Genomic DNA, 17,100 nt, shown 5'->3' with positions numbered 1-17,100 from the left:
GGATATCGCGGTCAGCCGTCGCACCGCCAGAAGGCAGACGCGTGCGACGCGAGGGTCACCTCGACGACGCTCGAGTCGGGCGCGACACCGCGGACGGTCGCAGACCCCGCGCGGCCCGGGCGCACCGTCACCGGTCGACCGGTCCAGACATCGACGACCTGAGCCGGCGCGGCTCCGATGCCGAGGTCGCGGGTGTCGAGTGTCGTGGTGAGCGGCGCCTCGGTCGTGTTCACCGCCGCAAGCCAGGTGGTGCCGCCGCCGGTGGCACGCCAGAGTGCCAGGCCGTGCTCGTGGCGGATCTCCCCGCTCCCTTCGGCGCGCGTCAGCAGGTCGGCGAGTGCCGGGTTCTGCAGGAGCGCGATCGTGTCAGGATTCGTCGAGGGCAGGTCGCCACCGAACATGAGCGGTGACCGCGCGATCGTCCACAGCGTGAGAAGGCTCCGTCGCTCGTCGGGCGTGAGCAGGTCATGCCGCGGCTCGCCCCGTTCGCCGCGGATCCCGACGCGGCCGAGGGGCAGCATGTCGGCGTCCGGCCACGCTCCCGCGCGCGCGTGCGGCGCCCACCGCGCCATACGACTGAGGTTGTCAGCGACGTCCTCCCACCGGTCCCACACGTCGTCGCAGATGCGCCACATGCTGGAGTGGTCCGCGAGGTGATCGAGGTGCGCGGCCGAGAGGTCACGCCCGGGGGAGAGGCTCAGGACGATCTCGCGTTCCGCCGCGGCGACCGCGTCGCTGTAGGCCGTGATGTCGCGCTCCTGATACGGCCAGAGCATGTCGTCGGCCTTGATGAGGTCGACGCCCCACGAGTCGTAGAGCTCGACCGTCGACCGGTAGTACGCCCCGGCATCCGGATGCGTGTGATCGATCCCGACGAAGTGCGGGTTCCACTCGCAGTCGTTCGCGGGATCGGCCAGGTCGGCGAGCGGCGTGGACGTGCCGTGCAGCAGCATCCCCTCAGCGAGGGCGCGGCGGGGGATGCCGCGCATGACATGCACCCCGAACTTCAGACCGAGTGCATGGATCTGATCGGCCAGGGGGCCGAAGCCCGCTCCGTCCGCCGCCGACGGGAACCGCACCGGGTCGGGGAGGAGGCGGCCGTGCTCGTCGAGGTGCAGGCGCGCGTCGTCGTTGTAGCCGTGCGCGCGGGCGTCGGGATCGGCCCAGTCCGCATCGACGACGATCGTGTCCCAGCCGGCATCGCGCAGATGCTCCGCCATGAAGCGGGCGTTGGCGAGTACCTCCGCCTCGGTCACTGTGGTGCCGAAGCAGTCCCAGCTGTTCCAACCCATCGGCGGGGTGTGCGGGCGTGCGAGAACCATGGAGCTCCTGTCGTCTGCCTCAGCCCGCGACGGCTTGAGGGGCGGTGGGGGATGCCGCCGGTGCGATGACCGGCAGGGCGGGAATGGGGTCTGTTCGGGGCCTGGTCCGTCGCGCCAGTGCACGGGAGTCGAGGTAGTACTCGAAGGAGAGGACCGCCATTCCCGTCGCGACGCTGTTGATCCGGACCGGTGAGACGCCGAGGTCCAGGCGCGCGGCCGTCAGTTCTGGGGCGCGCTCCGCGAGGGCGGCTCGCACCGCCGGCAGAAGGTCGTCCCCGAGCGCCCACGCGGTCCAGCCCGTCAGCGTGAGGACTTCGGGGTTCAGTACGGCCACGATGTCCGACAGGGCGATGCCGAGATACCGCGCGGTCAGGGCCAGCGTCTCCGCGACCGCAGGGTCGGCGACGGCGTCGCGGAGTCCTTGCACGAACTCTCGCTGGTGCAGCTGCAGCAGAGGGTGCCCGGGATCGACTTCGCCGAGGGTGTGACGGATGCCGGGAACCCCGACGTACGCCTCTACACAGCCCTGACGGCCGCACCGGCAGATTCGTCCGTCGAGCTCGAGGACGGTGTGTCCCCACTCGCCGGCGCTCCGCGTCGCGCCCCGGAGCACGCGTCCCTCGACGATGATGCCCGCACCGACGCCCGTGCCGAGGTTGACGACGACCGCTGTGGAACGTCCGCGTGCCGCACCGAACCAGATCTCGGAGTGGCCCACCGCCTGCAGCGGGTTGGCCGTTACCAGCGGAGCGGGAAGGTGCGGACGCACCCGCTCTTCGAGCTCGCGGATGTGCGCCGCCCATCCCGGCGTCGAGGCGCCACCCCGCAGATCGTTCGAGACCAGTCCGGGCAGGCCCAGTCCCGCGCCGAGGAGCTCGCCCGCAGGACGGCCTCCCCTGTCGATCGCTTGTGCAACGGCGCTGAGGAGCGCCTCAGCGATGCGGTCTATCGACTGCCATTCCTCGTCGACATCGACGTCGGCAGCCCCGATCTCGGTGATGGCGGCGTCGAAGACGACGGCGCGGATGTAGGTCTCGGCGACGTCGATCCCGAGGAAGGAACCGCCCCGTCCGTCGATCCGCAGCATCGTCGTCGGCCGGCCGGAGCCGGCGTTGTCGATTCCGGCATCCGCGATCAGGCCGGCTTCCCGCAATTCGGTCACGAGGTTCGACACCGTCGCCGCACTCAGTCCGGTCGTCCGCGCCAACTCGGTGCGCGTGGCGGTGCCGCCCACCACGAGGGCGCGGACGACCTCGCGGCGCGAGGCGTCGCGGATCTCACTCGACGATCGGGTGCGGATCATGGGAGTCGTCGGTATCGACCCGAGCGACGCTCAGGAACCCCCGAGACCTGTCTCCGCGACACCGCGCAGCAGCCAGCGCTGCAGCAGGATGAAGACGAGCAGGACCGGGATGGAGGCGAGGAACCCGGCGGCGAACAGGCCGGTGTAGTCGAAGGTCTGCGCCGTGATGAACGACGACAGGTAGACCTGGACCGTCAGAGCGCCGAACCCCGTGCCCGCCACGACCAGGGGCCAGAGGAAGGCGTTCCACGCCCCGAGGAAGCCGAGCACCGTCAGGGCGGCCGCGAAGGCGAGCGAGTTGGGGAGGACGACCCGCACGAAGGTGCCGATGTACCCGAGTCCGTCGAGCTTGCCTGCTTCTTCCAGCTCCTTGGGGAACGAGATGAAGAACTGCCGGAAGAGGAACACGTTGAACGCGGTGAACAGCGTCGGGATGACGATGCCCTGCAGGCTCTCCGTCCATCCCAGCCACGAAACGATGAGGTAGTTCGGGAGGAACGTCGTCGCGCTCGGGATGAGCAGCATCGTCACGGTGAGCCCGAGCAGGGGCTTCGACGCACGGTTCGGGATGCGGGCGAGCCCGTATCCGGCGAGGGCGCCGATGATGATCTGGCCCACGGTCATCGAGACGGCCATGATCGCCGAGGTGACGAGGGACTGTCCGAAGCGCTCGTCGGCGAAGATCTCCGCGAACTTGCCCCAGTTGGGGTTGGACGGCCACCACACGAAGGTCTTCGAGGTGACGTCCTCCGGCTGCGAGACCGCCGTCTTGATCATGACGTACAGCGGCAGGAGGAAGAGGAGCGCGAGGACGACGAGGACGGCGTAACGCAGCGTCAACTCGACGCGTTTGCGCACGGGGTTTCCGACGACACTCATGAGGCACGTCCCTTCCGGGCGCCGCGACGCGGAGCCTTCGTCTCGTCAGCAGCACCGAATCCGAAGAAGCGCGACTGCAGGAGGGCGACGAGCACGACGATCGCCGTGACGACGAACGCACCCGCGGAGCCCTTGCCGTAGTCCAGCTGCTGGAACGAGAGGTTGTAGATGTAGAGGAGCGGAGGGCGTACCGAAGGGATCGTTCGGACGAGGTTGTAGAACTCGTCGAACGCCTGGAAGGCCGCTACCAGAAGCAGGAGCATCACGGCCGCCGTCGTGGGGCGGAGCTGGGGCCAGGTGATCGCGAAGAATCGGCGGGGCCCGCGCGACAGGCCGTCGATCGCGGCCGCTTCGTAGAGGGTTTCGGGGATCCGCTGGAGGCCCGCGATGAAGAGCAGCATGTAGAACCCGACCTGAAGCCACAGGCGGACGCTCACGATGACGACCCAGTAGTACGGCGACTGCGTCAGCCAGGCGTCCACCGTGGGCAGTCCGAGGGACGAGAGCACGGAGTTGGCGACGGACGAGGTCGACCCGCTGAAGATGCCGAGCTTCCAGATGAGGGACGCGATGACGTACGAGAACGCCGTCGGGAGGAAGAAGACGGAGCGGAAGAAGGCACGCGCTACGGGGAGGTTCGCGACGAGCATCGCCAAGGCCAGCGAAACCACGAGGGTGGTCGGCACGACGAGCACCGCGAACACGGTGAACGACAGGAGCGACGACAGGAAGCTCGGGTCGGTCAGCAACGAGACGTAGTTGTCGAACCCGACGAAGTCGGTCGGTGTGATGGTCGCGACGGCGCGGGTGAAGCTGAGGTAGAAGCCCCAGAACAGCGCGATGATGCTGAAGATCAGCAGGCCGATGAAGAACGGGCTGACGAAGAGCCAGAAGGCACGCCGGGTGCCCCGGATCGGACGCCGACGTCGCGGCACGGACGGCGGGGGAGTGGGCCGGTGGCCCGGGTCTGAGACCCGGGCCACCGGAGTGTTGAGCTGAGTCACTGGAGTGCGTCCAGCATGCCCTGCATCGTTGTCTGCGCTGCCGCGAGCTCGGACTTGGCGTCCGCGCCTTCGACGACGATGCGGTTGACCGCGTCGGTGAGCGCCGTGCTCATCGCGGGCGTGTAGTACGGACCGCCGGTCCAGCCGTATTCAGTGGTGAGGTCGACGATGTCCTTCGCGATGCCGTCACCGAGGCTCTTGGCCTGCTCGCGCGCGGACTTCAGCGGCGGGATGTGGAATCCGTACTTGGTGCTGAACTCGATCTGCCAGTCTGTGTCGTCGATCCACTGCTTCTTGGCGATCTCCTTCGCCTTCTCGATCTTGCCGGACTTGCCGGCCACCATCTCGTTCCACTGCGAGACCCCCACGATGGGCTGTCCGCCCTCGAGCGCCGGAACCGCGAACGCGCCGACGTCGTCGCCGAGCGCCTTCTTGAGGGCGGGGATCGCCCACAGACCCTGCCAGCTGATCGCGACATCGCCGGCGATGAAAGACGTCGGGTCCCACCAGTCCGTCGGTGCACCCATGAGGAGCGAGCCCGAGTCGTAGAGGTCGTGCGCCGAGGTCAGTGCGTCGGCGAGCTGCGGAGAGTCGAGCGAGACCTTGGTGTTCTCGTCGTTGATGATGCCGCCGGGAGCCGCCGGCGGCAGGTTGGCGGCGAGGATGCCCGCACCACCGTCGTTGCCGAGGAACAGACCCTTGTGGTCGGCGTTCGTGAGCTTCTTGGCCGCCTCGACGAGCTCGTCCCACGTCTTGGGGACCTCGATGCCGGCCTCCTTGAACATGGAGGGCCGGTAGACGAAGAGCTGTGCATCGGTGATCATCGGAATGCCGTAGTACTTGCCGTCGATCGTGACGGGCTTGAGGGCGATCGGGAGGATGTCGTCCTTGACGGGCTCGACGATGTCCGTCAGATCTGCGTACTGACCCTGTCGGGCTGCCTCGACGTTGATCGCGTTGTACTCGAACAGGTCGACGCCGCGGCCCGAGGCCAGCAGTGCGTTGACGCGCTGGGCGTAGTCGCCCTCGACCCACTGGAGGTCGATCTTGGAGTCCTTGTAGTCGTCGGCCCAGCGGTTGACTGCGTCCTGAACGCCGTCTTCGCCGTACTGGTGGTAGAACTGCGTGATCGGGCCGTCTGCGCCCCCACCCGCGCCGCTCGAGCATCCGGAGATCAACAGCGCTGATGCGCTGAGGAGTGCTGCTGTTACTGCGAGCTTGCGTCGCTTGTGGGATGTCATCCTTCTCGCCTCTCTGCGGGATGGTGACGGCGATACGGGTGTCTGATCGGTCCGCCGTCGCACCGATCGCCCTTAATCTAATGGTTAAAAGAAGGAGTGGTCTACCCCCGATATCAAACCGTGTTCTGTCTGGCAGGATTCAGGCATGCGATCGCGCGTGATGACGCGGACGCAGAAGAGAGGACGCTGTGGTCGGGAAGAGGTCGTCGCGCGACATTCGGAGCGAGTCGCGACTGGACGTTCTCCACGGTCTGCTGTCGGCGGGAACGTCGACCCGCAACGAGTTGGCGCAGACCACCGGTTTGAGCGTCGCGACCGTGGCGACGATCGTTCAGGAACTCCGCGGAGAGGGCTTGGTGGTGGATGCCGGGAGCTCCGCCCTTGGCGCCGGGCGGCCGACCACGATGCTCCGCGTGAACGGTGAGCGCGGGCGGATCCTCGGCATCGACGTCGCTGAGACCTACGTCCGGGCGATCGTGTTCGACGCGAGCCTCGAGGAGGTCGGTTCGGTCGAGGTCCCCATGGACGAGTCGCTTCCCTCGGCGAGCAGTGTGACCGAGAGCATCGTCCGCGCCGTCGACACGGCGCTCCGCGAGACGGCGATCGACCGCGAGCGGGTCCTCGGCGCCGGCATCGCCCTCCCGGGTCTCGTCAGCGCAGAAGAGTCAGCGGATGCCGTCGCCCCCCGCTGGGCGGCGCGCAACGTCGAGGTCCTTCGTCAACTGCGTCAGCGCATCGGCCTGCCGCTGGTCGTCGAGAACCCCCTCAAAGCGATCGCGACGGCTGAGCTCTGGTTCGGTCGTGGCCGCACCGCGTCTTCCATGGTCATCGCGAACCTCGGGACCGGCGTCGGTGCCGGAATCGTCCTGGAGGGCAAAATCCTCCGCGGCGCGACGCACAGTGCGGGGGAGTGGGGGCACGCCGTGCTCGTCCTCGACGGCCGCGCGTGCCGCTGCGGACGACGGGGATGCGTCGAGGCGTACGTCGGGGCTCCCGGCATCCAACTCACGCTTCGGGAGATCGCACCGGAGCATGAACTCGCCGACGCTGCGCAGCGGGACTTCATCGAAGGGCTCGCCAGTGCGCACCGGAAGTCCGGGGGCGACCCGGTCATCGAGGAAGTCCTGTCGCGCACCGCGCACTACCTGGGGGTCGCGCTCGGCGACCTCGCTGCGATCATCGATCCTGAAGTCCTGATGCTGACGGGGTGGACCGCGTGGGCGCTCGGCGATGACCTGGTCGAGCCGACGAAGCAAGAGCTGCAGCGCCGGGCGCCGGTCGGTGCGACGACTCCGATCGACCTGGGAGTGTCGACGGTGCGGGGAAGTTCGGTCGCGATCGGTATGGCGACGCTCGCGTTCGAGCGGTTCCTCGGCGACGTCGGCCTTTCTACGACTCGCCTCCCACTCGCCCTCTGAGCGGCGCACAGTTCACAGCGAGCCGACAGCGGGTTTCGCGCCGACGGATGATCATCCGTCCCTGGTGGCGGGGAAGTGCCCCGAGGTCGCGGCGAAACTGAGTTGACATAATGTGCATTATCGGTGATCCACGAGAATGGCTCAGTTGCCAACGGGAGGTACTGGCGTTGCCACGCTGCAGCGGCTGCGACGCGCAACCCGATGACGCTCTGTCCCTGCGAGCATTCGACACGGGCAGTCGCCACGTCGATCTCTTCCGCGGCTGCACGCCATCACATGACGCCGAGGCACGCGATTCCTGCGAGACCGACACGCCCCACGCGATCAGGCATGGGTGTCCGTGTCCGGGTCTGGCTCCCACCGCAACACGTCACCCGGTTGGCAGTCGAGAACCTGACATAACGCGTCCAACGTCGTGAAACGGACGGCCTTCGCCCGGCCGTTCTTCAGCACGGCGAGATTCGCCGGGGTGATCCCGATGCGGGCGGCAAGGTCGCCCACGGCCATCTTCCGACGTGCGAGCATGACGTCGATATCCACGACGATCGGCATCAGACGACCTCATCGAGTTCGGAACGCATCTCGACGGCCTTCACCAGGAGGGATCTCATCACCACGACGACCAGCGCGACTCCCCCCGTCGCCAAGGCAGCGCAGTAGACGATTCCCACCACTCCCGGCGCGATCGATCCGGGTACGAGCAAAGTGGCGATTGCCGCGGTCAGCACCGCCGCGGCGACGATCGCCGCAATGACGGTGTCCACGAATCGGAAGGCGCCCCGCGAGAACACCGCATCGTCGGCCGCCATCGCCACGAGACGCCAGATGCAGATGGCCACGACCTGAAGACAGACGAGCCACAGCGCCAGAATCGTGACGGCCGCGACCCGCCACCCGAACGCGGTGTCCGTCAGATCCCGCCAGATCGCAGGAAGAATGAGCACTTGCACGGCCAGCGAGCCCAGCAGAGACAGGGCCAGAACAGCCTGCAAGGTGATGATCGTGGCTCGTTTCATGGCTGCCTTTCGATGCGTATCTATCGAAAAACGATACCCGCTCCCCCGACTCGTTCACAACCGGCTCTCCCCGTAGTCTCGAGAGATGCTCGAAGTGCTCACGGGGTTCGCCGTCATCGGCGTCGCAATCCTGTTGGGCTGGATCATCGGTCGAATCGACCTTCTCGGTCCCACGGGCGGACAGGTACTCAGTCGACTGACATTCTTCGTCCTGAGCCCGTTCCTTCTCTTCGTCGTCCTCGCACGCGCCGATGTCGCCACGCTCTTCTCCGGGCTCCTCCCCGTGTCAGCGCTGTCGGCCGTCACGGTCTTCGCGATCTTCGCCGTCGTGTCGCGGTTCGTCTGGCGGCGTCCGTCCGGCGAAGTCCTGATCGGCCTTCTCTCGGCCGGGCAGGTCAACTCGAACAACATCGGCATCCCGCTGTCGCTGTATCTCCTCGGAAGCGCGGCGTATCCGGCGCCGGTGATCCTGTTCCAGCTGCTGATCCTCACGCCGGTCGTCATGGCGATCTTCGAGGCATTGACCACCGACGGGCGTCGACGGCCCTGGCCGATCCTGCGCCGGACGATCACCAATCCGATCGTCGTGGGATCCCTGCTCGGCACGATCGTCTCGGCCACCGGCATCCCGTTGCCCGCGATCGTCATCGATCCGCTCGAGCTGATCGCCGGCGCGGCGGTGCCCGTGCTGCTGATCAGCTACGGGATCTCGCTGAACGGTCAGCGCGTCCTCGGGACCCCGGGACGCCGACGTGACATCCTGCTCGCAAGTGCGCTCAAGCTGCTCGTCATGCCCCTCGCTGCGTGGACTCTCGCCCGCTTCGCATTCGGCCTCTCCCCCGCCGAGGTTCTGGTCGTCACGGTGCTCGCCGCGCTTCCGACCGCGCAGAACGTCTTCAACTACGCCCAGCGATACACGATCGGACAGACGATCGCCCGCGACACCGTCTTCCTCACGACGATCGGATGCGTGCCCGTGCTGTTCCTCGTCGTCGTCCTGCTCGGCCCCGGCACCTGAGCCGAGCGAAAGAGCTCAGACCCCGAAGGAACTCGTGTCGCCGATCAGACGGGTGTTGTCCGCAGGGATCGGCTCGACCGCGGCACGTGCGACCTCGGCCGCGAACTCCGACACGTTGTACAGCTTGCCGGCGCTCTCACGACGCTCCGCGATCGCACCGGGGTTTGCGCGCTCGAGCAGGGTCGCCGTGATGGTGCCCTCGATCATGTCGCCCGACACGACCACGAACTCGATGCCCTTCTCCGTGAGCGCGGGGATGCGCTCGCGGAGGGCGTCCTCACCGGCGCGCTTGGAACGGGCCACCGGCTCGTACTCGGGCATGGTCGGCGTCGTGTGGATGAAGTGCGCCTGGTGGCTGGTCACGAAGACGACACGACCACCCTCGGGGATGATCGGGAGTGCGGCCTCGAGGGCACCCACCTGAGCGTCGCGGTTCAGCGTCAGGGCGTAGTCCTCGGCCATGCCGCCCTCCATGCCGCCGGAGGCATTCAGCACCAGGATGTCGAGCGACCCGAAGCGCTCCTTCACCGCGGCGAGCATCTCCGCGACGGATGCCGGGTCCGTGAGATCCGCTCCGACGGTCAGCACATCGACACCGAGTTCACGCAGCTCCGCGGCGAGCTTCTCCGCGCGCGGAGCCTTGTTGCGGAAGTTGATGACGACGTTCGCGCCGCCCTGGGCGAGGTATCGAGCGGTGTCCGCTCCGATTCCCCGCGACGATCCGGTGACAAGGGCGGTCTTGCCGGTCAGGGATGCGGCGGGAACGGGCTGCGACATGGGGCTCTCCTGCAGGGTGCTCGACGGATGCCGAGGCGGACGGGGCATTGACGAGCCTACCAATCGGCTCGGTTCCGCCTGAGCGTCGAACCCGGTTGGTAGGGTGCGAGGACACGCCGCACCGAAGGAGTCGACGATGTTCCCGGACCTCATCCAATACCTGTGGATCGCATGGTTGGTCCTGGCGGTGCTCTTCGTCATCATCGAGCTGTTGACGCTGGAATTCACGTTCCTGATGCTCGCCGCGGGCACGGTGCTCGGCGGCCTCGGCGTCAATCTGCTGGGCGGTGTCTGGTGGCTTCAGGTCCTTGCGGCTGCAGCGGTGTCGGCGCTCCTTCTCTTCACCATCCGCCCCGTCCTCCTTCGGGCTCTCCACCGCTCCAGTCAACACATCCCGACCAACGTCGACGCGTTGACCGGCATGTCGGCGCGTGTCGTCTCCTCGTTCACTGACGGCGACGGCTCGGTCAAGCTCGACAACGGCGAGACCTGGACCGCCCGACTGGTGGATGCTGCGGCATCCGTCGCTCCCGGTCAGCGTGTGACCGTCACTGCCGTCCGCGGCGCCACCGTCGTGGTGGCACCTGAAGAAGGGAACCCCGCATGACCATCCCCGCCAGAGTCGACGTCGGCGGCTTCGTCGGCCAGATCTTCGTCGTCGTCCTGCTCGTCGTCGTCGCGATCTTCGTCGTCGTCGTGCTCTTCCGTTCCATCCGCATCGTCCCGCAGGCCTACGCGGGTGTCGTCGAGCGGCTGGGGCGCTACCAGCGCACCCTCTCCCCCGGCCTGAACATCCTGATCCCGTTCGTCGATCGGATGCTGCCTCTCGTCGACATGCGCGAGCAGGTGGTCTCGTTCCCGCCGCAACCGGTGATCACCGAAGACAACCTCGTCGTCTCCATCGACACCGTCGTCTACTTCCAGGTGACCGACGCGCGTGCGGCGACCTACGAGATCAACAACTACCTGGGTGCCGTGGAGCAGCTCGCGACAACGACCCTTCGAAACGTCGTCGGTGGACTGAACCTCGAAGAGGCGCTGACGAGTCGCGACAACATCAACACGCAGCTGCGCGTCGTCCTCGACGAGGCGACCGGCAAGTGGGGCATCCGTGTCTCGCGAGTCGAGCTCAAGGCGATCGACCCGCCGCTGTCGATTCAGGATTCGATGGAGAAGCAGATGCGCGCGGAGCGCGACCGTCGCGCCGCGATCCTCACCGCGGAGGGGTCGAAGCAGTCTCAGATCCTCGAAGCAGAGGGCCGGCGTCAGGCCGAGATCCTCCGCGCCGAGGGCGACAAGACGGCAGCGGTCCTCCGGGCGGAGGGCGAGGCTCAGGCGATCCAGTACGTCTTCGACGCGATCCACAAGGGCGACCCTGACGAGAAGCTTCTCGCCTACCAGTACCTGCAGACCCTGCCGAAGATCAGCGAGAGCGCGTCGAACAAGCTCTGGATCATCCCGAGCGAGTTCACGAATGCCCTCAACTCCTTCAGCACCGCCTTCGGCGGCGGAGACAAGCGCACGAACAGTGCCGACACCGGCGCGGGTGGAACGACTCCGACGTCATGACGCATCCGTGGTTCCTCGGTGAGGCGAAGCCCCGCATCCTCGCCCACCGAGGATTCGTTCCTCGGGACTCCGAGAACGTCGCGGAGAATTCCCTGGCCGCCCTCGCCGCGGGCCGTTCGGCCGGAACGGTGTATCTCGAGTCCGACTGCCACGTCACCGCCGACGGCGATGTCGTCCTGTTTCATGACGATGACCTTCGCCGTGTCACGGGAGATCCTCGTCCGGTCGCGGCGGTGAGCACCCGGGAGCTCACTGGGATCATGTCCACGCGCGGCGGGTTGGCGATTCTCCCCGACGTGCTCCGAGCCTTCCCCGACGCGCGGTTCAACCTCGATGTGAAGGCGGATGCCGCGGCGCAACCCGTCGGCGCCCTCACGTCGCGTGAGGCTCACCGGGTCCTCCTCACCAGCTTCTCCGATCGACGCCGCGGTGTCGCCCTGCGCGCGGCGCGCGAGCGCGGTGGGGAGCCGGCCACGTCAGCCGGCACGAAGACGCTCGTCCGGGTGCTGGGAGCGCTGGCCGCACGACTCCCCCGTCTCGCCGCGCGCAGCCTCGACGGGGTCGATGCTCTCCAGATCCCGGAGCGACACCGCGGCATCCGCGTCCTGTCGCCTCGCCTGCTCGATCTCGCGCACGACGCGGGGGTCGAGGTCCACGTATGGACGGTCAACGACCCGTCGGACATGCACCGTCTCATCGCTCTGGGAGTCGACGGGATCGTCACGGACCGGACGGATATCGGGGTGTCGGAAAGAACCCGAGTTCTATAGTCGGCAGTCCTGAAGATCGGCTGTGAATACCACATCGATTGAGGTCTTCTCGGATGATCCGCACAGGTGGGTTCGTTATACCTGAGGACGACGAGAGGACCACACAATGGCAGATCGCAGCCTACGCGGCATGCGCCTCGGCGCTTCGAGCCTACAGAGCGAAGAAGGCGTCGTATTCGTAGAGCGCACCAACCACACCTACGTCTGCACGCAGTGCGAGCGCGAGACTGTTCTCACGTTCGCGGCAGACGCTGAGGTGCCCGAGGCCTGGGAGTGCCGCACCTGCGGATCCGAGGCACTCCGACGCATCGGCGACACCGTCGCCGTCGTCGACCACTCCGGCGACAAGGCCGCTCGTACCCACTGGGACATGCTCATGGAGCGTCGCACCATCCCCGAGCTCGAAGAGCTGCTCGAGGAGCGACTGGCTCTCCTGCGGTCCCGACGCGGCGAGAACTCCGGCAAACTGAGCGCCTGACACTCACACTTCAGCGGCGCCGTCCTCCGAGGACGGCGCCGCTTTCGTGCGCTTGCGCGCCAGCACGCCCAGCAGCAGGAGCACCGGGATGGCGGACCACCCCAGCACCCACTGCACGGTCGGGCCGATGACGACGGCACCGGTAAGACCCGTCCGCAGTGGCACGTCCACCAGTAAGGCACCCGAGGTATCGGCGGCCAGCCCGTCGATGACGGAGCCATTGGGGCCGATGACCTGGCTCGTCCCGACCGTCGAGATGTTCACGACGGAGCGACCCGTCTCGATCGCCCGCATCCGGGCGAATCCGAGCTGCTGCACGTTCTCATCCGTGCCGCGGAAGTCTGCGTTGTTCGTCTGAAACATGTAGACCTCCGCGCCGTCCTTCGCGCCCTGCCAGATGACGTCGTCGTAGATGACGTCGAAGCAGATGGCCAAACCGACGCCAACCCCGTTCACGTCGAAGAACGGCGGGTTGTTCCCGGGCGTGTACTCGCGCTGGATGAGACCGATCAGGTCGGGGGCGAGCGCCTCGAAGAACCAGCGGTCCGGAACGTACTCCCCCATCGGCACGGGGTGCGTCTTGTCGTGGATGGCGAGGGGGTTCTTGGCGTCGGCTTGCCACAGCATCGACGAGTTGTAGACCTTCTCGTTGCGTTCGGTGGCCGCGTTGATAATGAGCGGGGCGCCGATCGTCTCGGACAGATCATCCAGGGCGCTCGCTATCGACGGATTGTTGAGCGGATCGGCGTCGACACCGCCTTCCGGCCACAGGAGCACGTCGAGGTCTTTGCCGATGAGGGGCTGGGTGGCAGCGAGCTGCGCGCGGTAGACGTCGTAGGGCTCGCGCTTGTCGAAGTAGCCGGAAGGCCCGTTGCCCTGCACCGCGCCGACGCGCATGGTCCCGGCATCCGTCGTCGGGAACTGCGGGACCAGGACGAGCAGTGCCGCGGCCGCCGCGGCGGGAACCACGAGCTTCACGCGGCGCCAGAAGCGGAGCCGGACCGCTTCGATCGCGGCGGCGACCACGAAGGCCATGACGAAGGTGAGTCCGCTCACGCCGAGCCACGACGCGAGCTCGGCGAGCGGGCTGTCTGCCTGGCTCATGCCGAGGCGGGCCCAGGGGAAGCCCGTGTACGGCCACGAGCCCATGAACTGTTCGCGCGCCGTCCACGCCGCGGCGACGAGTGCGGGCAGCAGCGTCACGCGTGCCCAGGACGCCGGCAGAAGGCGCGGCAACCACCGGTACGACAGTGTGATCGCGATGGCACCGGCGGCGCTGAGGACGGTCTCGACGCCTGCCAGAGCGAACCAGGGCACGGGCCCGAGGTATCGAGTGATCCACGCGATGTGCAGCAAGTAGAAGGATGCCGCGAACACTGCGCCGACGGCGACGGCGCCCCACGCGGAGCGACCGATTAGGGTCAGCAGCGAAAGGGCCGCTCCCACGAACGCGAGCGGCCAGATGCCGATGTCGGGGTAGGCGAGATCCATCACGGCGCCACCGGCGACCGCCACGGGGAGCGCGAGCCAGAGCGGGAGAAGCGGGCGGTCAGGCACGGACGAAGCCTAGATGAGGTGCGCTATGACGGTGCTGAGGGCGACCGTCACTCGCGGGAACCGTGCCTCTCGGAGTGCGAGAGGTAGACCCCGGCGTTCCGGAGGATTCCGGCGCGCTCGTCGGAGGTCAGCTCGCGTCTCACCTTGCCCGGGACACCCGCCACCAGGGAACCGTCAGGGATCACGGCGCCCTCGAGGACGACCGCTCCTCCGGCGATGAGGCATCCTTCACCGATCACCGCGCCGGAGAGCACGACGGCGCCCATGCCGATGAGCGTGCCGTCTCCGATGCGGCATCCGTGCACCACGGCGTTGTGGCCGATCGACACGTCCGCGCCGATGTCGACGCCGTGCGCGGCGTCGACATGGACCGCGACACCGTCCTGGACGTTGCTTCGCGCGCCGACGATGATAGGCGCGCTGTCGCCGCGGAGGACAGCGTTGTACCAGACGCTCGACAGCTCACCCAGGGTGACCGAGCCGACGATTCGCGCGCCTGCCGCGACGAAGGCGGAGCCGTCGATCGACGGGGCGGCATCGGGCAGGGCGATGACGGATGCGGTGGGCGAGACGGTCATGCGAATCCGTTCCTCAAAGGGCGAGGTGGGTGAGACGGCCGGCCAGGATCGTGGCGGCCGCTTGTGTGGAGCGGAGGTCGTCGTCGGAGGCGGTCAACGGGTCACGATCCACGACGACGAGATCCGCGACAGCGCCGGGTTCCAACGAGCTGCCCGTCGCGGATCCTCCCCCTGTGGAGGCGGCGAGAGCTGCCGCCGCGTCGAGCCCCTGGTCGGGGCGCCAGGGCTCGCGTCCGCCTCGGGTGCGATGGACGGCAGCCGCCATCGCCGCCCAGGGGTCGAGCGGCGATACCGGGGCATCGGAGCCGAACAGGAGGTTCGCACCGGTGTCGGCGAGGGAGCGGAGCGGATACGGGAGCGCCGTCTGCGCAGCCCACATCGAGTCGGTGAGGTCCCGGTCGTCGACGGCGTGCTCCGGCTGAACACTCGCCCCGATGCCGAGGCGGCCGAAGCGAGGGATGTCTGCGTGCGCGACGAGCTGCGCGTGCTCGATCGTGCCGGTCGCTCCCGTCGCGGCGAAAGCGTCGAGCGCGTGGGAGTTGGCGACATCGCCGATCGCGTGGATCGCGCAGGAGAGCCCGGCGCCCGTCGCCCGCACCATGAGCGCGCGGAGTTGCTCGGGAGGAACGGTCAGCACGCCCGTGTTGTGCGGATCGCCCGGGTACGGATGCGAACACGCCGCCGTTCGGGTGCCCAACGAGCCGTCCGTGATGACCTTGAGGGAACCGACTCGGACGAGCCCCCTCGCGTCCAGCGCATCGCCGGTGGCGAGGCCTTCGGCGATGGCGCGCTCGAGCAGGTCGGGGTACACCCCGAACGACACCCGCAGGCTGTCGAAACCGGCGGCGAGTCGGCGGGCCCAGGCATCCGCGTTCCAGGCCATGTCGAGGTCGACGATCCCCGTGACGCCGCGGGATGCCGCCACGTCGAGTGCGTGCCGGACGAACCCGTCGGCGACCACGGGATCGACGTCGTTCAGACGTCGGGACATCTCGAACGCGGGCTCCTCGCGGAGCATCCCGTCATGCGTCGTCGCAACGGATTCCCGGCGGAACGCCGCACTGTTCATCCACACGCTGTGCACGTCGGCGTTGATGAGGTACGTCGGGACGTCACCCGTCTGCGCGTCGAGCAGGGCGAGCGACGGCGCGTCAGCCCAGAAGGCGTCGCGGAAGCCCGTACCGACACGTCGACCGTCGTCCAGGACCGCCGCGCGTCCCATGACGGATGCCGCTTCCGCCGCGCTGGCGACGTCGCCGAGCGGGGTGCGCTGCGCGGTCAGAGCCCATTGCACCGTGTGGACGTGGTGGTCCCACAGTCCGGGAACCAGCCAGCCGCCCGAGCCGTCGACGACGACTCCCCGGGTCGGCAGCGCACCCGTCGGCGCGATGTCGGCGATGATGCCGCCGCGGACGTGCACATCGACAGGGTCGTTCCCGAAGGGATCGCTCCGCCCTGCCCCCGTCAGGCGCACGGCGGTGATGACACCGACGTCGTCGCCGCGCACGGCGGTCACGAACGTGCCGCCCGCATCGTGTCGCGCGCGCGACGCATCTCGTCTGCCAAGCGTGGGTCGGCGTAGGGGCTGTCCCCGGCATCCAGGCGCTCGATGATGGTGTCGACCACCTCAGCGGGACGATTCTGGCTGAGCTTGCGTTTCGCGGTCACGTGAGTCGGCGTGAGACGGAACCCGACGGTGCCCCTCTCGAGCTTCCGGACGAAGTCCTCATCGTTCGGCGCCTGCCACATCGGTCGCGGCTGCGCCATGCCGGATTCGAATCGGTCCACGAGTCGCTCGAGGACGTCCAGGTTCTCGGACGGCGTCAAGATCTCCGGGATGCCGCGCAGGTGAACGGAGACGAAGTTCCACGTCGGGACGGCCGCACCATCGCCGTACCACCCCGGCGAGATGTACCCGTGCGGGCCCTGCACCACGACGAGGAGCTCTGACTCCCCCAACCCGTGGATGAGGTCGTCGGGCCGGCCCACGTGTCCGACGATCGTGAGGTCGTCGCGTGCCGGATCGAGAAGGACCGCGTAGTGCGAGGCGACGAGACCGGCGTCGGTACCGCTCACGATGGTGACCCAGGGATGAGCGTCGATGACGCGGCGGATCTCCGCCACGTCCGTCATCGCGAAACTCGGGTTCTGTCTCATCGTCCGCGCACCT

The 17,100-nt window shown here is 67.8% G+C and carries 18 protein-coding genes; 6 read left to right on the top strand and 12 right to left on the bottom strand.

The window, feature by feature from the left end; translation table 11 throughout:
• Positions 1-11: 11 nt before the first annotated feature.
• From MO1_RS03465 to MO1_RS03445, 5 genes are read right to left on the bottom strand one after another with little or no spacing between them, the layout of a single operon-like run.
• Entirely contained in the window at positions 12-1,322 is a 1,311-nt protein-coding gene (locus MO1_RS03465; RefSeq protein ID WP_036309041.1) for a glycoside hydrolase family 27 protein, read from the bottom strand.
• A gap of 19 nt (positions 1,323-1,341) precedes the next feature.
• Entirely contained in the window at positions 1,342-2,625 is a 1,284-nt protein-coding gene (locus tag MO1_RS03460) for an ROK family transcriptional regulator (protein ID WP_036309042.1), read from the bottom strand.
• A gap of 30 nt (positions 2,626-2,655) precedes the next feature.
• Positions 2,656-3,504, bottom strand: coding sequence for a carbohydrate ABC transporter permease (locus tag MO1_RS03455; protein ID WP_036309045.1), 849 nt, complete (start codon positions 3,502-3,504; stop codon positions 2,656-2,658).
• Positions 3,501-4,487 carry a carbohydrate ABC transporter permease gene (locus MO1_RS03450; protein ID WP_052009377.1) on the bottom strand — a complete coding sequence of 329 codons (987 nt, stop codon included), beginning with the start codon at positions 4,485-4,487 and terminating at the stop codon, positions 3,501-3,503. Before MO1_RS03450 ends, MO1_RS03455 begins: the two co-directional genes overlap by 4 nt.
• A gap of 17 nt (positions 4,488-4,504) precedes the next feature.
• Positions 4,505-5,749 (bottom strand): ABC transporter substrate-binding protein, encoded by a 1,245-nt coding sequence (locus MO1_RS03445; RefSeq protein WP_036309048.1) that lies wholly within the window; start codon positions 5,747-5,749, stop codon positions 4,505-4,507.
• Between the two features lie 188 nt (positions 5,750-5,937).
• On the opposite strand from MO1_RS03445, the gene MO1_RS03440 reads away from it, so the two are divergent.
• On the top strand, positions 5,938-7,167 hold the full coding sequence (locus MO1_RS03440; RefSeq protein ID WP_036309050.1) for an ROK family protein: 1,230 nt from the start codon (positions 5,938-5,940) through the stop codon (positions 7,165-7,167).
• Positions 7,168-7,491: 324 nt separating this feature from the next.
• Here MO1_RS03440 and MO1_RS03435 read toward each other — a convergent pair whose 3' ends face one another.
• Together MO1_RS03435 and MO1_RS03430 are read right to left on the bottom strand one after the other, a co-directional pair.
• Positions 7,492-7,719: a helix-turn-helix domain-containing protein gene (locus MO1_RS03435; RefSeq protein ID WP_036309053.1), complete on the bottom strand. Its 228-nt coding sequence runs from the start codon at positions 7,717-7,719 to the stop codon at positions 7,492-7,494.
• A complete protein-coding gene (locus MO1_RS03430) occupies positions 7,719-8,183 on the bottom strand; it encodes a DUF2975 domain-containing protein (protein ID WP_036309055.1) in 465 nt (154 codons plus the stop codon). Before MO1_RS03430 ends, MO1_RS03435 begins: the two co-directional genes overlap by 1 nt.
• 85 nt (positions 8,184-8,268) lie before the next feature.
• On the opposite strand from MO1_RS03430, the gene MO1_RS03425 reads away from it, so the two are divergent.
• Positions 8,269-9,201 (top strand): AEC family transporter, encoded by a 933-nt coding sequence (locus MO1_RS03425; protein WP_060915223.1) that lies wholly within the window; start codon positions 8,269-8,271, stop codon positions 9,199-9,201.
• 15 nt (positions 9,202-9,216) lie between these two features.
• On the opposite strand, the gene MO1_RS03420 is transcribed toward MO1_RS03425, so the two are convergent.
• Positions 9,217-9,978, bottom strand: coding sequence for an SDR family oxidoreductase (locus MO1_RS03420; protein ID WP_036309062.1), 762 nt, complete (start codon positions 9,976-9,978; stop codon positions 9,217-9,219).
• A 136-nt stretch (positions 9,979-10,114) separates the two neighbouring features.
• Between MO1_RS03420 and MO1_RS03415 the strand changes: the two genes are divergently transcribed.
• From MO1_RS03415 to MO1_RS03400, 4 genes are all read left to right on the top strand, one after another.
• A complete protein-coding gene (locus tag MO1_RS03415; protein ID WP_036309064.1) occupies positions 10,115-10,585 on the top strand; it encodes an NfeD family protein in 471 nt (156 codons plus the stop codon).
• Complete coding sequence (locus MO1_RS03410; RefSeq protein ID WP_036309067.1) at positions 10,582-11,547, top strand: SPFH domain-containing protein; 966 nt, start codon at positions 10,582-10,584, stop codon at positions 11,545-11,547. Before MO1_RS03415 ends, MO1_RS03410 begins: the two co-directional genes overlap by 4 nt.
• On the top strand, positions 11,544-12,317 hold the full coding sequence (locus MO1_RS03405; RefSeq protein WP_036309070.1) for a glycerophosphodiester phosphodiesterase family protein: 774 nt from the start codon (positions 11,544-11,546) through the stop codon (positions 12,315-12,317). Before MO1_RS03410 ends, MO1_RS03405 begins: the two co-directional genes overlap by 4 nt.
• A 106-nt stretch (positions 12,318-12,423) precedes the next feature.
• Positions 12,424-12,795, top strand: coding sequence for an RNA polymerase-binding protein RbpA (locus tag MO1_RS03400; RefSeq protein ID WP_036309071.1), 372 nt, complete (start codon positions 12,424-12,426; stop codon positions 12,793-12,795).
• 3 nt (positions 12,796-12,798) lie between these two features.
• Here MO1_RS03400 and lnt read toward each other — a convergent pair whose 3' ends face one another.
• From lnt to MO1_RS03380, 4 genes are read right to left on the bottom strand one after another with little or no spacing between them, the layout of a single operon-like run.
• Positions 12,799-14,352 (bottom strand): apolipoprotein N-acyltransferase, encoded by a 1,554-nt coding sequence (gene lnt / locus MO1_RS03395; protein ID WP_060915222.1) that lies wholly within the window; start codon positions 14,350-14,352, stop codon positions 12,799-12,801.
• Between the two features lie 47 nt (positions 14,353-14,399).
• On the bottom strand, positions 14,400-14,930 hold the full coding sequence (locus tag MO1_RS03390) for a gamma carbonic anhydrase family protein (RefSeq protein WP_036309075.1): 531 nt from the start codon (positions 14,928-14,930) through the stop codon (positions 14,400-14,402).
• A gap of 13 nt (positions 14,931-14,943) precedes the next feature.
• Positions 14,944-16,446: an amidohydrolase gene (locus tag MO1_RS03385; RefSeq protein WP_060915221.1), complete on the bottom strand. Its 1,503-nt coding sequence runs from the start codon at positions 16,444-16,446 to the stop codon at positions 14,944-14,946.
• Positions 16,443-17,087 (bottom strand): FMN-binding negative transcriptional regulator, encoded by a 645-nt coding sequence (locus MO1_RS03380; protein ID WP_060915220.1) that lies wholly within the window; start codon positions 17,085-17,087, stop codon positions 16,443-16,445. The genes MO1_RS03385 and MO1_RS03380 overlap by 4 nt, the downstream gene beginning before the upstream one ends.
• Between the last annotated feature and the right edge of the window lie 13 nt (positions 17,088-17,100).

This window comes from Microbacterium oleivorans NBRC 103075, from assembly GCF_001552475.1.
GTDB lineage: Bacteria > Actinomycetota > Actinomycetes > Actinomycetales > Microbacteriaceae > Microbacterium > Microbacterium oleivorans.
This window is presented reverse-complemented; position numbering and strand designations above follow the sequence as displayed.

Excerpts from the sequence above, each read along its gene's own strand:
- MO1_RS03465 (WP_036309041.1), bottom strand. The coding sequence starts at position 1,322 with ATGGTTCTCGCACGCCCGCACACCCCGCCGATGGGTTGGAACAGCTGG.
- MO1_RS03460 (WP_036309042.1), bottom strand. The coding sequence starts at position 2,625 with ATGATCCGCACCCGATCGTCGAGTGAGATCCGCGACGCCTCGCGCCGC.
- MO1_RS03455 (WP_036309045.1), bottom strand. The coding sequence starts at position 3,504 with ATGAGTGTCGTCGGAAACCCCGTGCGCAAACGCGTCGAGTTGACGCTG.
- MO1_RS03445 (WP_036309048.1), bottom strand. The coding sequence starts at position 5,749 with ATGACATCCCACAAGCGACGCAAGCTCGCAGTAACAGCAGCACTCCTC.
- MO1_RS03435 (WP_036309053.1), bottom strand. The coding sequence starts at position 7,719 with ATGCCGATCGTCGTGGATATCGACGTCATGCTCGCACGTCGGAAGATG.
- MO1_RS03430 (WP_036309055.1), bottom strand. The coding sequence starts at position 8,183 with ATGAAACGAGCCACGATCATCACCTTGCAGGCTGTTCTGGCCCTGTCT.
- MO1_RS03425 (WP_060915223.1), top strand. The coding sequence starts at position 8,269 with ATGCTCGAAGTGCTCACGGGGTTCGCCGTCATCGGCGTCGCAATCCTG.
- MO1_RS03420 (WP_036309062.1), bottom strand. The coding sequence starts at position 9,978 with ATGTCGCAGCCCGTTCCCGCCGCATCCCTGACCGGCAAGACCGCCCTT.
- MO1_RS03415 (WP_036309064.1), top strand. The coding sequence starts at position 10,115 with ATGTTCCCGGACCTCATCCAATACCTGTGGATCGCATGGTTGGTCCTG.
- MO1_RS03410 (WP_036309067.1), top strand. The coding sequence starts at position 10,582 with ATGACCATCCCCGCCAGAGTCGACGTCGGCGGCTTCGTCGGCCAGATC.
- MO1_RS03405 (WP_036309070.1), top strand. The coding sequence starts at position 11,544 with ATGACGCATCCGTGGTTCCTCGGTGAGGCGAAGCCCCGCATCCTCGCC.
- MO1_RS03400 (WP_036309071.1), top strand. The coding sequence starts at position 12,424 with ATGGCAGATCGCAGCCTACGCGGCATGCGCCTCGGCGCTTCGAGCCTA.
- MO1_RS03390 (WP_036309075.1), bottom strand. The coding sequence starts at position 14,930 with ATGACCGTCTCGCCCACCGCATCCGTCATCGCCCTGCCCGATGCCGCC.
- MO1_RS03380 (WP_060915220.1), bottom strand. The coding sequence starts at position 17,087 with ATGAGACAGAACCCGAGTTTCGCGATGACGGACGTGGCGGAGATCCGC.